Raw genomic sequence first — 21,041 nt, forward strand, 5'->3', positions numbered from 1 at the left:
GGGAGAGTAGGCCGCCGCCAGTTTTTATTTTATTTTTAAAAAATCCTTTATCTGATGATAAAGGATTTTTTTGTTTTGGAGCTATTCAGGTGCTAGCTATTAGCAGCAGGGATTAGGTGATAGGAAATATTTAATCAGTAATCTTTGCTAACAACAAACAAACTTTTATTTTTCTCTCCTCCTTCCTTCCAGACTCCATTTTCCCGCTTCCATTTCTATCTATCATTTCTGAATTCTAATTAAATTTCACCAATTGATGAAAAAATAGTATTTTAGGGCAGCGTTATCCGAAAAGCTTAAATAGAGTAGGAAACAATTAAAACTAAATAACTATGAAAAATCTAGTGAAGATTTCAAGAGAGAGTTTAAAATCACTTAAAGGAAGTGGGGGACCTACATGTCCGGATGATCCTGCATTTGGAATGTGTTATCCTCCGGGCTGGCCTAATGGGATTTGTATGAGCAAATATCAGTGTTGTATCAGATTGGGTGGGCCTGTGGAGTTTTGTAAAGAAGAATATAAGTCTTAAAGTAATAATAAAGACTTTTAAATAATAAGAACGCGGCTATCTCACTTTGAAATAGCCGCGTTTATTTTCTTATTTATGAATGATCATACCTGTATTACTCCTAAGTTGAATTTTTCAGTGATGGGAGAATGATTTGCAGCTTCAATTCCCATAGAGATCCATTTTCTTGTATCTGCTGGGTTGATGATTGCATCTGTCCACAATCTTGCTGCAGCATAAGTAGACTCAGTTTGTTGCTGATATTTCTTTGAAATCGTATCCAGAATTTCGTTGTGCTCTTCTTCTGAAATTTCTTTTCCCTGCTTTTTTAACGTAGATTCCTGGATCTGAGCTAATACTTTTGCAGCTTGTGCTCCACCCATTACAGCTAAATCTGCCCAAGGCCAGGCGACAATTAATCTAGGGTCATAGGCTTTTCCACACATTGCATAATTTCCGGCACCATAAGAATTTCCTGTAATGATGGTGAATTTAGGAACTACAGAATTAGAAACAGCATTTACCATTTTAGCACCATCTTTAATGATACCGCCATGTTCTGATTTTGAACCTACCATGAATCCGGTAACATCCTGCAAGAAAATTAAAGGTATTTTTCTTTGATTACAGTTTGCGATGAATCGGGTAGCTTTATCCGCAGAGTCAGAGTAGATTACTCCACCAAACTGCATTTCTCCTTTTCCGCTTTTAACCAGCTTTCTCTGATTGGCTACAATTCCTACAGACCAGCCATCAACTCTTGCTGTTGCACAGATGATACTTTTACCGTAGTCTGGCTTATACTCTTCATATTCGGAGTTATCTACAATACATTTGATAATTTCATAGGTATCATATTGCTCGGCTCTTGAAACCGGCATAATTCCGAAAATGTTTTCAGGATTTTCTTTTGGAGGGAAGCTTTCTATTCTGTCAAAGCCTGCTTTTTCAGTACTTCCTATAGATTTCATGATATTCTTGATTCTATTCAAAGCATCTTTATCATCCTTAGCCTTATAATCTGTTACTCCAGAAATAGAACAGTGGGTAGTAGCTCCACCTAATGTTTCATTATCTATACTTTCTCCAATCGCTGCCTTTACCAAATAACTTCCGGCAAGGAAAATAGAGCCTGTTTTATCCACAATCATAGCTTCATCGCTCATAATAGGCAGATAAGCACCTCCAGCTACACAGCTGCCCATAACGGCAGAGATTTGGATAATTCCCATAGAGCTCATTTTAGCATTGTTTCTGAAAATTCGTCCAAAATGCTCTTTATCCGGGAAAATCTCGTCTTGCATAGGCAGATAAACACCAGCAGAGTCTACCAGATAAATAATTGGTAGTTTGTTTTCCATGGCGATTTCCTGTGCTCTCAGGTTTTTCTTTCCTGTGATAGGAAACCATGCACCCGCTTTTACAGAAGCATCATTGGCAACAACAATACACTGTCTTCCCGAAACGTAGCCAATAACCACAACAACTCCTCCACTAGGGCATCCGCCATGCTCTTTATACATTTCATGTCCTGCAAATGCTCCTACTTCTATGGAATTTGAATCTTTATCGAGAAGATAATCTATTCTTTCTCTTGCTGTCATTTTTCCTTCATCACGAAGCTTTTGAAGCCTCTTCTCACCACCTCCTTTTTTGATTTCAGTGAGTAAGCGATTTATTTCAGATAATTTTAGTCTGTTCTGATCTTCTCGTTTATTGAATTCGATGTCCATAAAATTTTCAATTTTTTACGCTTAAAGATACTATTTTTATGAGGAATATGAATTGGAAGTAAAACAGATGTTTAATTATTTGGTTTTTAGTAAATTGTGAAATTTTTAACTAAAAAATATTTTCAAATAATTTATATTTTTTCTAACTTTACATAAGAGTAATGGAGGGTGATAACCTCTGAAAATTACTCTGTTCCTAGTTTATTTTTTTAATAGTTTATTATTTGAAGGCCCTGAAAGTTTAACACATTTTCAGGGTTTTTTAATGATCAATCTGTAAACGCTAGTAATATTTTCTATATTCTACAATATTGAGATCGGTGGTGTCATTTTTATATTTTTTTACAGGAATGAAGCCAAGTTTTTCCGGAATTTTTTTGCTTGCTATATTTTCTTCATCCACAGGATATAAAATATAGTTAAAAGTAAAATTATTTTCCAGGAATTCAATAAGATTTGTTATGATTTCGGTTCCTAATCCTTTTCCTTGAGAGTTCTTTTTTAACCATAGTCCAAGCTCAACAGATTCCTCTGTTATATTATGGATACCACAACAGCCCACAAAGCCTTTATCAGAATCCAGAGCCACCATCACCAGATCTGTATTTTGTGACAAAGTTTTTTTTGATTCGTCAACAAAGATGATTATATCCTTCCTCTTGCCTTGTGGGTTAAAAGGCATATATCTGGTGACATCATTTGTGAAATGCTCTAGAATATCATCTATATGTAAGTCTTGTACAGGCTGTAAGGTTAAATGTTCTGTTTTGATTTCAATATTCGGAGTCAATCTCATATGTATTTTTTGATCTTTTGGTCTTTTATTAAATTTGTAGAAAAGGTTTTAAACTGGAGGGAAAACTATTAAAAATTTTATTTTATCATCCTTTTATTAACACAAATTTATGTTTTTTGTAAGATTTATAAAAGCGTATTTGTAAATTTGCACGTTTAAAATTCAAAGCAGATAGGTTATGCATAAATTGGCACTTTTTAGGTTGCACTTAATAGTATTTTTGTGGGGGTTCACTGCAATTTTAGGAAAATTGATTCAGGCCAATGCACAGATTCTGGTATTTTACAGAATGTTGTTTGCTTCCATTTTTCTTTTTGTATTCATCAGAGTTTTTAAAAAGGATAGTATAAAGGTTTCCAAAAAAATATTTTTTCAGCTGGCAGCTATAGGTTTTGCTATGGCACTCCATTGGTATTGCTTTTTTTATTCTATTAAAGTTTCCAATGTTTCTATCGCCTTAAGCTGTCTTTCCTTATCTACACTTTTTGCCTCGATTCTCGAACCTATTATTTTCAAAAGGAAGATTGATATTTCTGAAGTAGTAATGGGAACCGTTATCGTTGCTTGTATACTATTGATCTTTAAAACTGAATTTCATTTTAAAGAAGGTATTATTTATGGAATCCTGTGTGCCGTATTTGGAACTATCTTTTCTGTTTTTAACGGTAAAATGTTTGGTAAAACAAGCTCAGGAAACATTATTTTTTATGAAATTTTCTGTGGTTGGTTTATTTTAATGTTATTTTATCTGCTTTCTGGGCAAATTTTTCAGATGAATGAAATAAACTACAGGGATCTGGCGTTAATATGCTTGTTAGCAAGTGTTTTTACCGCTTTTCCTATGTTGGAATCGGTGAATTTAATGAAATATATATCACCTTTTACTTTAATTTTAACAGTTAATTTAGAACCAGTCTACGGAATTATACTAGCTTTTTTTATCTTTGGGGAATCAGAACATATGAGCCCTATATTTTATATCGCTTCAGGTGTTATGATACTGGCAATCATTGCAAATGGATTAATAAAAGCCAGAAAAACTAAAAACTTAAACTAAGCATCAAATTTATATGATGAAAAAATATTTTTTACTTGCATTTTCACTGCTGTTTGGGCTGTCTCAATCTCAGATTATCAGGAAATATTCCAATGAATTCTTAAATATCGGAGCCGGAGCAAGAGGACTTGCAATGGGAGGGGCAGTAATTACCAATCAGGATGATGTGTATTCTCCTATGTGGAACCCTGCAGGTTTAATGTCAGTTGAAAGAGACTGGCAGGGGGCAGCAATGCACGCAGAATACTTTGAGTCTATTGCAAAATATGACTACCTGGCATACGCAAAAGTGCTTGAAGAAGGTGTTTTTGGTGTTTCCGTAGTAAGGCTTGGAGTAGATAATATTTTGAATACCACCCAGATGATCGATTCTGAAGGGAATATCGATTACGATAAAATCACCAAATTTTCCCAGTCCGATTATGCCGCTATCCTTTCATATGCATTCAGACCGGGAGGAAATCCTAAACTGGATGTTGGGGTGAATGCTAAAATTGTCTACAGAAATGTGGGTAAATTTGCGAACGGTTATGGTTTTGGGTTTGACGTTGGTGCTATATATAAGGCAGATAACGGATGGAAATTCGGGGGAATGGTGAGAGATATTACGACTACCGTAAACTTCTGGACAATCAATCAGAAAGAACTTTCGACTGTTGTAAACGGAGAAGAATTCAACCCGGCGCCAAAGGATAAAATGGAACTTACAATGCCTAAGCTGAATGTAGGTGCCAGTAAATTATTTGAAATCAATAGCAGTGTGTATGTATTGCCGGAAGCTGGTATCAATGTAGATTTTGCTAAAACAGCTTCATTGATTTCCACAGATTTTGCCAGTATCAGTCCTTACGCAGGAGCTGAATTGGGATATCAGAAAATGATTTTTGTGAGATTGGGGATCAACAGATTCCAGTCTATTACAGATATAGAAGACCTTAAAAGAAAAGTTTCTTTCCAGCCAAGCGCAGGTCTTGGAATCAGATACAGAGGGCTTACACTGGATTATGCGATTACGAATTCAGGGATTGGCGGATCTAATTTCTATTCTAATTTCTTCTCATTGAAGCTGGATATGGGAGCCTTCAGAAACGATTAAAATAATTAAAATGAAAAAGGTATCAACGTTGTTGTTGGCAGTATGCTCAACAATGATTTTCGCACAGAAAGTTTCAGACTACAAATATGTTGCAGTTCCTGAAAAATTTGAAACATTTAAGGAAGATTATGGATTGAAAGACTTTTTCACTAAAGCTTTAAAAGGAAAAAAATATATAGTACTTCCGGTCATTAAAGACAATTGGCCTCCAGAAGCTAAAAGTAACTTCTGTAATGTAATTAATGCTGATGTCATTAATGATAAAAGCTTATTCAAGAATAAAGTCATACTACAGTTTAAAGACTGTAATAACAATATGATTTTGGATTCTAAAGGTGGTTCAAAAATCAAAGAATTTGAAGAAGGATTACAGGATGCATTGAGAGAAGCTTTAATAAAAGTGTCGATTTCTAATCCTGTTGCACTATTGCCTGCTGCAACTACTAATGCCATTACTCAGAATTCATCTTCTGAACCTGTAAAATCTACAGCAACTCCTGAGTCAAGCAATTTCTCGAACGGGAAACTGGATCTTCAGAAAATACAGATTGATCCCAGCCAGTTTATTTTGGCTAAATCTGGAAGCTCTGTTCCGTTTGCGGTTTTCAAATCAACTTCTAAGGATTCTGTTTTCATTGTAAAACTGGCTGACGGAAACGCTACCATTGGATATTTTGAAAACGGAAATATTGTAATAGATATTCCGCAGGCAGACGGAAAATATACCAAAGAAATTTTTATAGCTAAATAACCAAAAAAACTAAAAATATCCTTAATTCATTTCTATGGATTAAGGATAAATTCTTAATAATGAGAAAAATCTATATTTCGATACTGGCAGCTGTGTCAGTATTTTCGAGTGCACAAAATGTTTTGAACACCAAATTACAGGAATTTAATTTCGGCGGTTCAAGTGATCCTAGCAATTTTATCAAATTAAATGATCGTATCATCTTTCCGGCAACAAGATTTATTGAAGAAGGAAGAGAGCTATGGAGTTTTGATCCTGCTACCCAAAAATCTACTTTATTAAAGGATATCTTTCCTGCATACAGTGTAGGGCTATCCGGAAATCCTAATTTTATGAAGCTGAATAATAAAGTATACTTTATTGCTGTTCAGAATAACAATTCATCCAACAATCATCTTTGGGTAACTGATGGTACAACAGCCGGAACTTCAAAATTAAAAGATCTGAATTTCGAGTTTGCTGTAGAAACAGCTGCTGCAGCTGGAAATAATATCTTCTTTTATCACCACAATGAACTTTGGGTTTACAATATAACTACAGACAATCTGCAGCTTCTGAAAACATTTCAGTATTCTTCCGGAAATATGAAAATGTATACGATGAATGATACCTTGTTTATTGCTGCCAATGATGGTGTACACGGAAAAGAGATATGGAAATCAGACGGGACTATTGCCGGAACATCTATTTTAAAGGATATCGTTCCTAATACATATGGAAGTATTGATGGAGATTTTAAAGCATTGGCTTTTAAAAATAAACTCTATTTTGTTGTTAATTTAGGGACAGGAACTGCGGGGTATGAATTGTATGAGACAGATGGAACAGAAGCGGGAACGGTATCAATAAAATCAATAGGTAATCCTTTATTTGACGGAGCAGCAACAGACAGCTATTTCGTTTTTACAGGATTTGATGCTGTCAATGGGTATGAACCATGGGTTTCAGATGGAACAACAGTAGGAACTCATTTGTTGAAAAACCTTATGCCCGGAGTGACAAGTTCCATGGCGATGGAAAAATTTGCAAAACTTAATAACAAAATATATTTTGAAAGCGGGGCTAATGGAGTTAATTCTGCATATGGCAATTATATCTGGGAAACCGATGGTACAGAAGCAGGAACAGTTCTGTTCAATAGCCATACAGATGCTTTAATGTATGGGACAAGTTCAGATGGTAAGCATTTGATTCTTACTATGGCCAATTACGGAAACAGGTATTGGGTGACTAATGGAAATTCTTCTCAGAGTTTTGAGATTACAGGATTAGGAATGCCTTATAATAATAGCTTTATAGACCTGAATTCTAAGATTTATCTCACAGGAAATACTCAAAAATATGGTACAGAAGTATTTTCAGTTGATCCGCTTACACAGGAGGTCGCAATTGGTTCTGATATCAATAGGCTTGAAAGTTCTAATCCTCATGCTTATCAGCCTTTGAACAATGATCTCATTTTTATTGCTGCAGACAGACAGTACAACAGCCAGATTTATAAAAGAAATAAAAATACACAGCAGATGGAAAGACTCTCTAACTTTGGAGGGAACTTATTTGTAGGGATGTATACCGGATTCAATGATAATTTCATTAAAGTTGGAAACTATCTTTATACTGCTGAAGGAGCTTACAGAACAGACGGAACAGCAGCTAATACCATATCAATTTCATCTCCGGATATTTCCAGTAGAGTAATATATACCAGTTTGAATGATAATACCTTGCTTTTTGCAGGATATAACAATCTGGTTGGTACAGAACTTTGGAAAGTTGATAATACGGCTAATGCTGTTACTTTGGTAAAGGATATTTCTGCTGATAATATGGGAAGTCTTTATTCTGTTGATTCTAAAACAGCCGTATTGAACGGCTTCGCTTATTTTATTGCAAAAGAAAACGGAAAGCTGGGAATTTGGAAAACAGATGCCACTGAAGCCAATACTTTAAAAACAATTCAATTCTCTTATCAGAATGGAACAGATGGTGATATAAAGGTATTAAATGCTTTTAACAATAAATTGTTTTTTACAAAACAACAGGAAAATACACCCACTAATTACAGTTCCGGGCAAAATGAACTTTGGGCTTCAAATGGAGACCAGGCATCCGCTGTATTATTAAAATCTTATGCTGAGCCTTATGGTTCTTCCAGTATTTCAAGAGAAACAGCAATACTTAATGATAAACTGCTTTATATTACTTCCGGCTATCCTTCTTCAGCATTGAATTCTACAGACGGAACGGTCGCCGGAACAGAAGAAATTTTATCAGGAAATTTTTATGGAGACGTTAAGTTTAAAAAATGTGGAAATCAGTTATTTTTCACCATTAATAACAGTACACAGCTTTGGAAAACAGATGGTACTGCAAATGGTACGTCGAAATTATCCCAAAACTTTTCTTCTGTAAAAGATATGATGTGTACCAACAATTATCTTTATTTCCTGAATGGAGATTCCCAGAAAGTATGGAAAAGTGACGGAGCATCCGTATCTCCTTTAGATATCTTTGTTACCAATGACGACAATCAGCTGCTTGCTAATGAAAATATTCAGAAAATAGGAACTGACGGAGAAAAACTATATCTGACAATTTCTACGAAAGAACATGGAAGTGAGTTGTATGAAACAACAGATCCGCTGCCGGTTTATCTAGCAACCAGTGAAACCCCTAAGACCGTAAATAAAAACGGAAATATAGATCTGCAGATTTATCCTAATCCTGCGTCAGAATATTTTTCAATAAAATTGAAAGAAAACAATAAAGTTGAAACAGTTAAGATTTTCGATGCTTCCGGAAAGTTAGTGAAAAATATTACTTATAATAATGAAAGTATCAGGATTGCAGAGCTTTCATCAGGAATATATTTCGTGAAGATAAAAACAAGTAAAGGAGATTATCTCGGTAAGATCATAAAGAAATAATAAATATAAAAGGCTCTTGAAAAAAAGAGCCTTTTATAATATATATGTTGATGTGTTTTTCATAGCCTCGAAAATTTGAAAAAATGTTTATGATGTGACTTTAATAAAAACATGGTCTTACAGTTTTTATAAAATCACTTAATTTCCTATATGAATAAAAGGAATGTGTGAAAAACTTATAAAATGTGAATAATTTACATAGTATTGTTGGTATTAGTTGACAATACTAATTTATGAAAAAAATACAAATAATACTATTATTTAGTAAAATATTTACTAATCTGTATGTTTTTTTATTGTATTTCCTTTTGCTTTGAAAAATTATTGATTTTTTATCCCTTTTTAATGAAATAGGGAATGGTTGTGAAATCCTATGAAACCCACCTTTTTACTTGTGGAAATTTAACTGCTTATACCACAGACGGCTAATTAGCATTAAAAAACTCCCAAATCACTTTAGCCTTACTTTTCCCTAAAATTTCCTCCAGAGTCTCCAGATTGGCTTCTTTGATGCGTTTTACAGACTTTAATTTAGACAGAAGCAGTTCAATAGTTTTCTCTCCAACCCCCGGAATTTCTTCCAGCTCAGATTTTATAGTAGAATTTTTCCTTCTGGTTCTGTGATGCTTTACTCCAAATCGGTGAGCTTCATCACGTACTCGCTGAAGGATTTTCAATGTTTCCGATTTTTTATCCAGATACAAAGGAATAGGATCTTCCGGGAAGAAAATCTCTTCCAGCCTTTTGGCGATTCCCACAATGGTAATTTTTCCATAAAGTCCCAATAATCTAAGACTTTTCACTGCAGAAGAGAGCTGTCCCTTTCCTCCGTCTATCAGAATAAGTTGTGGAAGACTTTCTCCCTCATCAAGCATTCTTTTATAACGGCGGTAGATCACTTCTTCCATCGTCGCAAAATCGTTAGGTCCTTCTACAGTTTTAGGATGGAAAATTCTGTAATCTGCTTTGCTAGGCTTGCCGTCTTTGAAAACAACACAAGCAGACACAGGATTGGTTCCCTGGATATTTGAGTTATCAAAACCTTCGATATGTCTTGGCTCCACAGGCATTCTCAGAAGCTTCTGCATTTCTGCCATAATTCTATTGGCATGTCTTTCAGGATCTACAATTTGAACCTGTTTCAGCTTTTCCAGACGGTATTCTTTAGCATTCTTCTCAGAAAGCTCTACAATTCTTTTTTTATCTCCTACTTTAGGAACAATCAGTTTTACATTAGGAATTTCTACAGACAAATGAAACGGTAAAAGAACTTCTTTAGAATCCGAAGAAAACTTCTGGCGGATTTCAATCAAAGCTTCCTCCATAATGTCTTCATCTGTTTCCTCCAAGATCTTTTTGATTTCTGTGGTAAAACTCTGGATGATATTTCCGTTTCTGATTTTAAAGAAATTGACATATGCTGCTGTTTCATCACTGGTCATTCCGAAAACATCCACATCATCAATATTTGGGTTAACTACCGTATTTTTAGCCTGATAGTCTTCTAAAATATCCAGTCTTTCCTTAATGATCTGAGCTTCTTCAAACTGAAGATTCGACGCCAGCTTCATCATCTGATTGACCAGATAATCTTTAGCTTTGCGGAAATCTCCTTTGATAATTCCACGGATAGCATCTATTTTTTCATCATAATCTTCCTTGCTTTCAAGATCTTCACACGGTCCTTCACAATTTTTGATATGATATTCCAGGCATACTTTATACTTTCCGTCCGCTATTTTGGATGGAGAAAGATTCAGATTACAGGTTCGGAGCTTATAAATATGTTTTATCGTCTCCAATAAGATCTTTGCGGGGCGTACTTTGGCATAAGGCCCGTAATATTCAGATCCGTCTTTAATTACATTTCTCGTCAGGAAAATTCTTGGAAAATCTTCATTTTTGATGCAGATCCATGGATAGGTTTTATCATCCTTCAGCATGACATTATAAAACGGCTGATGTTCTTTAATCAGATTGTTTTCCAATAAAAGTGCATCATATTCGCTATTTACAATTGTCGTTTCCAGCCTTTGGATTTTACCCACCATTATTTTGATCCTGTATCCGGAAAGGTTTTTGTTGAAATAGGAGAGAACCCTCTTTTTCAGATTTTTAGCTTTCCCAACATACAAAAGCTGTTCGTTTTTATCATAATAACGATAAACGCCGGGTTCGGATGGTAAGGTTTTGAGCTGTAGTTCTAAAGAAGGATTCATACAACAAAATTAAGGAAACTTTCCCTATTTAAAAAAAGAAAAACCTGCAGATGATTCTACAGGTTTCAGTATTTTGATAGTTTATTTTTATCCGTGGTTCATTTCAGTATACTGGTAGATAAGAAAGCTTAAATAATTCCATTCTACAGAGTTTTTAGGATATTTTTTCATGAATTCCGGGTTGTCTCCAAACAAAAAATCATAGTTGTCTTCAAAATCATCTTTGTGAAGCCACATTACCTTATCTCCCTTCCTTACATAATAAGATTTGATAACACCCCCGCCAAATGCAGGTGCGCCTGCAAAGCCTGTAGTAGCTGTTTCTGAAGCAAACGGATCATGATAAACGGTAATAAGCTCATTAAACTCAGGATTGATAACCTGCATTAAAAAAGCTCTTGGTTCCTTCTTATTCTTTAATGAAACAATCTGATTTTCATACGGAACAGCATCTTCAGTTACAGATTTGCCATATTTCTTTGTGCTGTAATTTCTCATATTTGAAATAAATTTCGCAGCTTTCATAGATTTTTCAGTCTCCGTAGGATATAAGTACATTTCAGCAATATCTGCCGCAGTAAATTTCATAGGTTTTTTTGTATCTACATCTTCGATCGTAATAGAAAGAATCTGGCCTCTCTGTTTTTCCCAAGATTTACTGTAGCCCTGATGTTCAGTGTTATCCTTTAAGATAATGGTGGAAACTTTTTTATCTGTTGCCGTATTGAAACCTTCGTTAAACAGATAACGGTTCATTTCTTTTCTTTCTTCTTTGGAGTATTTTACTTTCTGCGCGAAAGCAGTAGTACCTGCAACGCATAAAGCAAGCAGTAGAGTTTTCATTCTCATGTATATTGGTTTTAATTTTCGGGGCTAAAAGTAATAAATTAATTTACTTCTTTTTATAAAAATCTACAAGATTGAAATTTAGTTTTTCCAATTATTGTTAAATGCGTAATTTTAAGAAAATTTTTTAGAAATGATATACGGAGTAGATGTTTTTACTTTCCATGATGTTCTGGAAATCTGTAAAAAGCCAAATAAAGCGAAGCTGAACAAAGCCGCAAAGGAACAAATTTTAAAATCTCAGAAAAACGTACAGAAAATAGTAGAGTCCGACAGATGTGTATATGGAATCAACACAGGATTTGGGCCATTATGTGATACTAAAATATCGGCTGACGAAACCGCTCAGTTACAATATAATCTGATTATTTCTCATGCAGTAGGAGTTGGAAAGCCCATTGATAAAGAGTTTTCCAAGATTATGATGATTGCTAAAGTTCATGCTCTTTCAAAAGGATTTTCCGGAGTTTCTCTGGAAGTTATTGAAAGAATGATCCTGATGCTGGAAAAAGATATCATCCCGGTAGTTCCTGAACAAGGATCTGTAGGAGCTTCAGGAGATCTTGCTCCATTAGCACATTTGGTATTGCCTTTACTTGGTTTAGGACAGGTTTGGGAAGGAGAACAGGTTTCCGAAACAATAGACGTTTTGAAAAAACATGACCTTGAACCATTAGTTTTAGGACCAAAAGAAGGATTAGGATTAATCAACGGAACTCAGTTTATCCTTGCTCACGCCATCAAAGGACTTGAAAAGTTTGAATATTTATTAGACCTTGCAGATATGACAGCTGCAATGAGTCTTGAAGCATACAGAGGTTCTGAAAGCCCTTTCAAAAAAGAGCTTCATGAGATCAGACCTTTTGAAGGCAGTAAAAAAGTAGCGGCAAGAATGCTTAAGTTTCTGAAAGGGTCAGAAAATATGAAAGCTCACGAAGATTGTGAGAGAGTTCAGGATCCTTATTCCATGAGATGCGTCCCACAGGTTCACGGAGCCAGCAGAAATGCTTTTGAGCATCTTAAAGGAATGGCAGAAACAGAATTGAATTCCGTAACGGATAATCCAATCGTATTAAGTGCTGAAGAATCGATCTCAGGTGGAAATTTCCATGGACAGCTGATGGCATTGCCTTTAGACTATGCTACACTGGCAGCCGCAGAACTAGGAAATATTTCAGACAGAAGAAGTTATTTATTATTAGAAGGGAAATACGGACTTCCAAGATTATTGACGGAAAGCTCGGGATTGAATTCAGGATTTATGATTCCTCAGTATACTTCAGCTGCTTTGGTGACAGAGAACAAAACATTATGTTTCCCTGCATCAGCAGATTCCATTCCTACAAGTTTAGGACAGGAGGACCATGTCTCTATGGGAAGTATTTCAGGAAGAAAATTCAATCAGGTTCTTGGAAATCTTGTGAATATTCTGTCTGTTGAGTTAATGTTTGCTGCTCAGGGGCTGGAATTCAGAAGACCTGCAAAATGCTCTAAAGTAATTGAAGAAAACTTTACAATTCTTCGCTCTAAAGTTGCTAAACTTGAAGATGACAGACTGATCGGTAAAGATATGCTCGCAATTGCAGAATTGATTAACGAAAGAAAATTTGTTGTCAATTAATCTAAAATAAAACAAAGGCTTCCGAAAGGGAGCTTTTTTATTTTCCTCAAATTATTTAATCATTAAATTTTTGAATCTTTAAATCAAATAAAAATGCACATTCTCAGAACAAATTCCTCCAATACAGATTTTCAAAATCTTGTAAAATTACTCGACGCTACTTTATCCGAACATAATGGAGAGAATGATGATTTTTTTGCACAGTTTAATACAATAGATACCATCAAAAACTGTGTTGTAGCTTATATAGATGATATGCCGGCAGCCTGTGGAGCATTCAAACCATTTTCAGAAGATACTGTAGAAATAAAAAGAATGTTTACGAATCCTGAATTTAGGAAAAAAGGACTGGGTTCAGCAATTGTACAAGAATTGGAAAACTGGGCAGCAGAATTAAACTTTAAAAAGGCAGTATTGGAAACCTCCAGGGACTTAAAAAGTGCCATCTCAATATATGAGAAAAGTGGATTTTACAGAATTTCCAATTACGGACAATACATTGGAATAGAGCAAAGTGTGTGCTACGAAAAAGTATTTTAATTTAATATTCATGTAATGGTAAATTCATTTTTTTAAAGTTTGTAATTCCCGTTAAAGTGTTATATTGTGGCTCCAACCAAAATTATAACATATGAAAAAAACTGTATTCCTACTGGCAATATTTTTTGCTTTAAACTCGTGTTCCAGAGAAGAACTTCAGAACGAAAATGTAAAAACAGAAATGACTCAGAAAGATCCACTGACTGCCAAGCAGATCAATGAAAGGATTAATCAGGCTATCAAAACGGACGGTACTTTCAATTGGAAGAATGAATCCGATCATTTCGTATGGAGTGCTATTTTCCGTGGAAACAAAATGGTATCTATTGGTTTTGGAGCTTCTAAAGATGATTTCGACAGAAGTAAATCTCCAAACAGCAGTGATATGGAAAAAGAAGTTCTTTCTGTCATCAGAAAATATGAAGAAAAAGATGAAAGAAATTTCCTTCTTCTTTCAGATCAGTATCTTAATCAGATGGATGTTGTGATTGAAAAAGAAGAAACCATTGCTGCTCTTCGACAAATGAAAAACATCCGATACGTAGAGCCGGCAGACTATCATTATTTTGAATTTGAAGCTCAATATAATGCCGCAGCAAAATCTTCAGGAAGCGGTTCATCAGGGTGTGGGTTTTCTTCAGCAACATTAAATGCAGCAGACTATACGTCTACAACACCAAGTGCAAAAATTCCATGGGCTTTCGCAAAGCACAATATTCCTGATGCTTGGAGCTACAGTACAGGCGCAGGTGTTACCATAGGACTTATTGACACAGGGGTTTCCCCAGAACAAACTTTGTTGGGAGGGAGTTTTAATAATGGTGCATCTTCAGGAAGAACCATCAGTAAATTCGGAGTGTATAATTCAGACGGATCCGGAGATCAGTGTGGACACGGAACAAAAATGGCTTCTGTTATGACTGCTCCAAGAAATAATGCAGGATTACCTGTAGGAGTAGCTTATAATGCCAATCTGATTGCCTACAGAGCAGCAGAAAATGTTGTCCTGGAAACTTCCAGTGAGCAGACTGCTGTAAAAACAGCATTTACAGATCTGGGTAACAATACCAGTGTGAAGATCATCTCTATGTCGATGGGGCATATCTTCTCTGTCGGAAAAATAGAAGACGGTGTTAAATATGCTTATTCTAAAGGAAAACTGATTTTCTGTGCCGGAGGTACTTCTACCAGCTTTACTAATTTTGTAGGGGTAATTTTCCCCGCATCAATGTCAGAAACGCAGGCAATTACAGGGGTAAAAGAGAATACCTCTAACCAAAAATGTGATGTTTGTCACTCAGGAAGTCAGATCGACTTTACTTTCCAGATGGAAAGACCTTCTGGAAATACCGTTCCTGTATTGAGTTATTACAACGGACAAGCTGATTATGTGGGCGGTTCTTCAGTAGCTACAGCCGCTACAGCTGGAATTGCAGCTTTGGTGTGGGCTAAAAATCCATCATGGACAAGAGAGCAGGTACTTAACAAAATGAGACAGTCTGCTACATACTATCCCAATGTAAATTCAAGCTACGGCTATGGAAACATCAATGTTCTGAAAGCGGTACAATAAAAAATAATTCCATAAAAAAGAAAAGGAAATAGCTCAGCTGAGTTATTTCCTTTTTTATTTTTAATATAGAACAAACTATCCTATCCTTACGCTGGTCATACTCAATGATCCGCCAATAAGCTCATCATTGAATAAAGTAAGGTCTTCAGACTGATCTTTCAGCCCTAACGTATACAATAAAGGCAGATAATGATCAGGGGTAGGAACAGCGTATTGTAAGAAAGTTCCCTGTTTCTGATAATCAATAATATTCTGAAAATTACCATCCAGAAGCCAGTTGTTGGTTTTTTCACGAGCTTCCACTGCCCAGTCCCAGCCGGCTCCCACTGTATTGATATTTTTCCAGTCGATAAGACGAAGATTATGCACAATATTTCCGCTTCCAATGATCAAAATACCCTTTTCACGGAGCTTATTCAGCCTTTTGGCAAGATCGTAATGATACTGTGGGGGCTTTGTATGATCAATGCTTAGCTGGATCACCGGAATATTTGCATCAGGATACATATGTTTGATAACAGACCATGCACCATGATCCAGTCCCCAGCTGTGGTCTTCTACCACATCTACAGGAAGAAGTAATTCTGCGGTTTTTTTAGCGAGTTCCGGACTTCCCGGAGCAGGATACTGCACATCAAAAAGTGCTTTTGGAAAACCATAAAAATCATGAATGGTTTTGGGCATATCCATGGCTGTTACAAAAGTTCCGGCTGTATACCAGTGAGCAGAAATACAAAGAATTGCATTGGGTTTTGGGATTTCTGAAGCAGCTTTTCGAAAACCCTGTACAAATTGATTCTCTTCAATGGCATTCATCGGTGAACCATGTCCAAGAAATAAAACAGGCATTCTCTGTGTGTTTTTGAAACCGTCGCTTATATTTTGAAGATCGTTGAGGTTCATAAATATTGAAGATTATAAAAAAATAAAAGGTTCAAGGCTTTTAGAAAATCCCTGAACCTTTTGTAATATATGTTATTTACTATGCTTGTTTTACAAACTGTAATTCACCAGCTACTTTTACATCATCACTTACCATTACACCTCCTGCTTCAAGAGCTGCATTCCAGTTTAATCCGAAATCTTTTCTGCTGATTTTTCCTTCAAAAGAGAAACCTGCTTTTGTATTTCCCCATGGATCTACGTTGATTCCTCCGAAGTCTACATCAAGCGTTACAGGTTTTGTAATTCCATTGATGGTAAGATTTCCAACGATAGCATTATTTAATGCCTGAGATTCAAAAGTGATCGTAGGATGTACTTCAGCATTGAAGAACTCTGCAGATTTTAAGTGGTTATCTCTGTCTGTATTGTTTGTGAATACAGAATCCGTCTGGATAGTAGCGGTAGTTTTTGCATTTGCAAAGAATTCATCTTCAGATTCAATTTCAGCGGTGAAAGTTCTGAAGCTTCCTTTTACGTTAGAGATCATCATGTGTTTTACTTTGAAAGTAATTTCACTATGCGTTGGGTCTAAGATCCATTTTGTTGCCATTGTATTTTGTATTTTTTGTTTGTTATTAATGAGGCAAATTTAGGACAGAAAATATATACAAGTCATTGATATAGGATAAGAAATGCAGTTTACACTTAAAATCATCGATTTTTTATTTTTGAATGTTGAATCAACTTTATCAATTTCAATTGTCAATTTTGCTTCGCAAGTAAATGATCAATGTCTTTTGGAATATAAAAAATTGACAAGCAAAGCGGATTGAGAATTCACGATTGACTCATTTAATTTTCACCTTTAAAAATTCTACTATTAAGTTAAGGAATAATTTCTTTTAGTGAATGAATTCCATTTTATGAATGTTTTAATTTAACATTTCTTAACGAATGATTTTTATTTCTTATTTTTGATGGATTCAATTTTATACAATGAAATTACATAAATTTTCTTTATTGATGCTGGTTTTAGGCAGTTCAGCATTTGCCCAGACCCAGAAGTTTACCATGGCGGAGGCTGTAAATGGAATGAGAACCAACCTTGCCGTGAAAAATATTTCCCAGTTTTCATGGGCTGCAGACGGAAAATCTTATATCCAGGCAGTAAAAGGTGGTTATCTGATAACAGATTTAAAAACCAACAAGCAGGATACGCTGATCTCGTTAAACCAACTGAACAGAAACCTTTCAAATGATAAGCTGAAAGCTGTTCCACCTATTAAATTTACAGGAAATTCCAATGGATATTTTACGACTGGTGGTAAAATGTCGTGGATTGAAAAATCAGGAAATGACTGGAAAGTAAAAAGCACAGCTACCATTGATAAGGATGCTGCGAACGTGAAAATGTTTGGTGACGGTCAGACTTTTGCCTTCACAACAAAGAATAATTTATTTGTCAACAGAAACGGGAAAACCATTCCTGTAACCAACGAAACTAATGAAAATATCATCAGCGGGCAGGCCGTTCACAGAAATGAATTCGGAATTGATACAGGAATTTTCCCTGCTCCGAACTCTGAAAGTGTAGCTTTCTATAAAATGGATCAGAGCATGGTAGCAGATTACCCAATCATCGACTGGTCTGTAACGCCTGCTGTAAATCACAATATCAAATACCCAATGGCTGGTCAGACTTCTCACCAGGTGACATTAGGGGTTTTCAATATTAAAACCCAAGCTACTACTTTCTTAAAAGTGGAAGGTGAAAAAGATCAGTATCTGACGGCCGTTACATGGAGCCCGGATTCAAAATATATCTTTGTAGGGGTTCTGAACAGAGGTCAGAATCATATGAAAATGAATCAGTATGATGCTGCTACAGGAGAATTGGTGAAAACTTTATTTGAAGAAACAGACAGTAAATATGTGGAGCCACAGCATCCACTTACTTTCTTCCCGAATTCTAACACAGACTTCATCTGGCAGAGCCAGAGAACAGGATATAATCATTTGTTCCACTACAGCCTTGAAAAAGGATTGGTAGCACAGATCACAAAAGGGGATTGGCTGGTAACCGATATCTTAGGATTTAATGAAAAGAAAAAAGAAATCTATTTTACTTCAACTAAAGAAACACCTTTAGAAAGACATTTATACAGAATCAACTGGACGAATTTCAAGATGCAAAGGCTGGACAATGAAGAAGGAATGCACATCGGAACATTGAGCAGTGACGGAAACTATCTGTATGATGCTTACAGCAATGCAAGCTCACCCAGAGTTGCCAATATTATCAATACTTCCAATTTAAAATCTACGAATATCCTTACTTCTGAAAATCCATTAAAAAATTATCAGAGACCGGAAATTAAAAATGTAACATTAAAGGCTGACGACGGAACTCCTTTGTACGGAAAGATCATTCTTCCAACCAACTTTGATCCAAATAAAAAATATCCGACTATTGTTTATCTGTACAACGGACCGCACTTACAGCTGATCACAAATACTTTCCCGGCTTCAGGAAACCTATGGTACGAATATATGGCTCAGAACGGGTATATTATTTTCACGATGGACGGAAGGGGTTCTTCTAACCGTGGACTGAAATTTGAGCAGGCTGTATTCAGAAATCTGGGAACTACAGAAATGAATGACCAGATGAAAGGAGTGGAATACTTAAAGTCGCTTCCTTATGTAGATGGAGAAAAAATGGGAATCCATGGATGGAGCTTCGGAGGATTTATGACAACAAGCTTCATGCTTCGTAAGCCGGATGTATTCAAAGTAGGAGTCGCAGGAGGACCGGTAATCGACTGGAGCATGTATGAGATTATGTACGGAGAAAGATATATGGATACTCCACAGGAAAACCCACAGGGATACGCAGCAGCAAACCTTTTAGATAAAGTTCAGAACCTGAAAGGAAAATTACTGATGATTCATGGAGCGCAGGATGATGTAGTAGTATGGCAGCATTCTATTAAATTCATTAAATCTGCTGTGGATAATGGGGTTCAGTTGGATTACTTTACATATCCGGGACATCCGCATAATGTGATCGGGAAAGACAGAGTTCACCTGATGCAGAAAATCACAGATTATTTTGATTTGTATCTGAAGAAATAATATTATAATCCAGTCTATTTTAGACTGGATTTTTTTGTTTTACTATTCTTTTTTTGGAAAACGCAAAGGCGCAAGATTATTGAATACTTCATATTGTAAGACGCCAGGATTTTATGCTATATGCACAAATCTTTGCTGAAAATCTTCGATTTTCTTGCGTCTTAAAACAGTATAAAGATAAAAATTCCTTGCGCCTTTGCACTATCCAACAAAAGCACTATCCATTTCTCTCAACACTTCCGATCTTAACAAACATCAATGTTTTTGATTTTTCATAGTGGTATTTTTGTATCACTAAAATCAACAATATGGAATTAGGAATAGGAATGTTCGGGGATTTGGCTTTAGACCAGTCCACCGGAAAATATAGAGATGCAGGAATTAAGATCCGTGAAATACTGGATCAGGTAAAATTAATGGATGAGGTAGGAATTGATGTTTTCGCTATGGGAGAGCACCACCGTCCGGATTATGCTGTTTCTTCTCCGGAGATCATATTGGCAGCAGCTGCGAGTATTACAAAAAATATAAAACTGGCCAGTGGAGTTACTGTTTTGAGTTCTTCGGAGCCGGTAAAAGTATATGAAGATTTTTCAACGCTGGATCTTATTTCAGACGGAAGAGCAGAAATATTTGTCGGACGTGGAAGTTTCATAGAGTCATTTCCGTTGTACGGTTATTCATTGAATGATTATGAACAGCTATTTGACGAAAAATTAGAATTATTACTGAAAATTAATTCTGAGGAAAACGTAAGCTGGTCAGGGAAACTTCGTGCTCCAATGGAAAACCAAACCGTATATCCAAGAGCAAAAAATGATGGAAAGCTTTCAATCTGGAGAGCCGTTGGAGGAACTCCACAGTCTGTTTTAAGTGCAGCACAGCTTGGAATGCCTTTAGTGGTAGCCATTATTGGAGGAATGCCGATTCAGTTTAGAAATCTGATTGAATTCTACAAACAGGAATACCAAAAAGCGGGACATGATGTTTCAAAGATGCAGATTGCGGTTCATTCTCATACATTTGTAAGTGATGATCAGAAAGTGGTGGATGGATATTTTCATAACTATAAATCTCAGATGGACAGAATTGGATCTTCCAGAGGATGGGCGCCTTACACAAAAGCACAGTATGATGGTGGAAGAAGCAAAGATGGAGCATTATTTATCGGAAGTCCGGCAGAAGTAGCAGACAAAATTGCTTATATGAAAGAAATTTTCGGAATCACCAGATTTATCGGGCACATGGATGTGGGAGATCCTGCACATGATGTGATGATGAAATCTATTGAGCTATTCGGAAAAGAAGTAAAGCCTGCTGTACAAGGATTATAACAGGAATGTTTACAGATAT

16 protein-coding genes are annotated in these 21,041 nt (G+C 35.8%); 10 read left to right on the forward strand and 6 right to left on the reverse strand.

The features are described 5' to 3' along the window. Positions 1-332: 332 nt before the first annotated feature. Positions 333-530 (forward strand): hypothetical protein, encoded by a 198-nt coding sequence (locus tag LKL37_RS17835; RefSeq protein WP_431611823.1) that lies wholly within the window; start codon positions 333-335, stop codon positions 528-530. 83 nt (positions 531-613) lie between these two features. Here LKL37_RS17835 and LKL37_RS17840 read toward each other — a convergent pair whose 3' ends face one another. Together LKL37_RS17840 and LKL37_RS17845 are read right to left on the reverse strand one after the other, a co-directional pair. Continuing rightward, positions 614-2,242 carry an acyl-CoA carboxylase subunit beta gene (locus LKL37_RS17840; protein WP_431611824.1) on the reverse strand — a complete coding sequence of 543 codons (1,629 nt, stop codon included), beginning with the start codon at positions 2,240-2,242 and terminating at the stop codon, positions 614-616. 283 nt (positions 2,243-2,525) lie between these two features. Then, a complete protein-coding gene (locus tag LKL37_RS17845; RefSeq protein WP_431611825.1) occupies positions 2,526-3,032 on the reverse strand; it encodes a GNAT family N-acetyltransferase in 507 nt (168 codons plus the stop codon). 184 nt (positions 3,033-3,216) lie between these two features. Between LKL37_RS17845 and LKL37_RS17850 the strand changes: the two genes are divergently transcribed. From LKL37_RS17850 to LKL37_RS17865, 4 genes are read left to right on the forward strand one after another with little or no spacing between them, the layout of a single operon-like run. After that, positions 3,217-4,095, forward strand: a complete 879-nt coding sequence (locus LKL37_RS17850; RefSeq protein WP_431611826.1) for a DMT family transporter — start codon at positions 3,217-3,219, stop codon at positions 4,093-4,095. Between the two features lie 13 nt (positions 4,096-4,108). Beyond that, the gene (locus tag LKL37_RS17855; RefSeq protein WP_431611827.1) at positions 4,109-5,191 is read left to right on the forward strand and encodes a PorV/PorQ family protein; all 1,083 of its coding nucleotides are present in this window, start codon (positions 4,109-4,111) and stop codon (positions 5,189-5,191) included. Between the two features lie 10 nt (positions 5,192-5,201). Next, a complete protein-coding gene (locus tag LKL37_RS17860) occupies positions 5,202-5,942 on the forward strand; it encodes a hypothetical protein (RefSeq protein WP_431611828.1) in 741 nt (246 codons plus the stop codon). Between the two features lie 59 nt (positions 5,943-6,001). Next, entirely contained in the window at positions 6,002-8,869 is a 2,868-nt protein-coding gene (locus LKL37_RS17865; protein WP_431611829.1) for a T9SS type A sorting domain-containing protein, read from the forward strand. 425 nt (positions 8,870-9,294) lie between these two features. On the opposite strand, the gene uvrC is transcribed toward LKL37_RS17865, so the two are convergent. Both uvrC and LKL37_RS17875 read right to left on the reverse strand, forming a co-directional pair. Next, entirely contained in the window at positions 9,295-11,088 is a 1,794-nt protein-coding gene (uvrC, locus tag LKL37_RS17870; RefSeq protein ID WP_431611830.1) for an excinuclease ABC subunit UvrC, read from the reverse strand. An 87-nt stretch (positions 11,089-11,175) separates the two neighbouring features. Then, positions 11,176-11,931 (reverse strand): hypothetical protein, encoded by a 756-nt coding sequence (locus LKL37_RS17875; protein WP_431611831.1) that lies wholly within the window; start codon positions 11,929-11,931, stop codon positions 11,176-11,178. Between the two features lie 136 nt (positions 11,932-12,067). On the opposite strand from LKL37_RS17875, the gene hutH reads away from it, so the two are divergent. The 3 genes from hutH (at position 12,068) to LKL37_RS17890 (ending at position 15,668) form a co-directional block, all read left to right on the forward strand. Continuing rightward, the gene (gene hutH / locus LKL37_RS17880; protein ID WP_431611832.1) at positions 12,068-13,555 is read left to right on the forward strand and encodes a histidine ammonia-lyase; all 1,488 of its coding nucleotides are present in this window, start codon (positions 12,068-12,070) and stop codon (positions 13,553-13,555) included. Positions 13,556-13,648: 93 nt separating this feature from the next. After that, positions 13,649-14,095, forward strand: coding sequence for a GNAT family N-acetyltransferase (locus LKL37_RS17885; RefSeq protein WP_431611833.1), 447 nt, complete (start codon positions 13,649-13,651; stop codon positions 14,093-14,095). A 91-nt stretch (positions 14,096-14,186) separates the two neighbouring features. Continuing rightward, complete coding sequence (locus LKL37_RS17890; protein WP_431611834.1) at positions 14,187-15,668, forward strand: S8 family peptidase; 1,482 nt, start codon at positions 14,187-14,189, stop codon at positions 15,666-15,668. A 75-nt stretch (positions 15,669-15,743) separates the two neighbouring features. On the opposite strand, the gene ygiD is transcribed toward LKL37_RS17890, so the two are convergent. Continuing rightward, positions 15,744-16,571 (reverse strand): 4,5-DOPA dioxygenase extradiol, encoded by an 828-nt coding sequence (ygiD, locus tag LKL37_RS17895; protein ID WP_431611835.1) that lies wholly within the window; start codon positions 16,569-16,571, stop codon positions 15,744-15,746. A 79-nt stretch (positions 16,572-16,650) separates the two neighbouring features. Next, positions 16,651-17,163 carry a YceI family protein gene (locus tag LKL37_RS17900; protein WP_047377704.1) on the reverse strand — a complete coding sequence of 171 codons (513 nt, stop codon included), beginning with the start codon at positions 17,161-17,163 and terminating at the stop codon, positions 16,651-16,653. 386 nt (positions 17,164-17,549) lie between these two features. On the opposite strand from LKL37_RS17900, the gene LKL37_RS17905 reads away from it, so the two are divergent. Then, a complete protein-coding gene (locus tag LKL37_RS17905) occupies positions 17,550-19,688 on the forward strand; it encodes a DPP IV N-terminal domain-containing protein (RefSeq protein WP_431611836.1) in 2,139 nt (712 codons plus the stop codon). Positions 19,689-19,996: 308 nt separating this feature from the next. Continuing rightward, positions 19,997-21,022, forward strand: a complete 1,026-nt coding sequence (locus LKL37_RS17910) for an LLM class flavin-dependent oxidoreductase (protein WP_431611837.1) — start codon at positions 19,997-19,999, stop codon at positions 21,020-21,022. The last annotated feature ends 19 nt before the right edge of the window (positions 21,023-21,041 follow it).

Origin of the sequence: Chryseobacterium sp. 'Rf worker isolate 10' (assembly GCF_050753305.1) — a bacterium.
Lineage (GTDB): Bacteria > Bacteroidota > Bacteroidia > Flavobacteriales > Weeksellaceae > Chryseobacterium.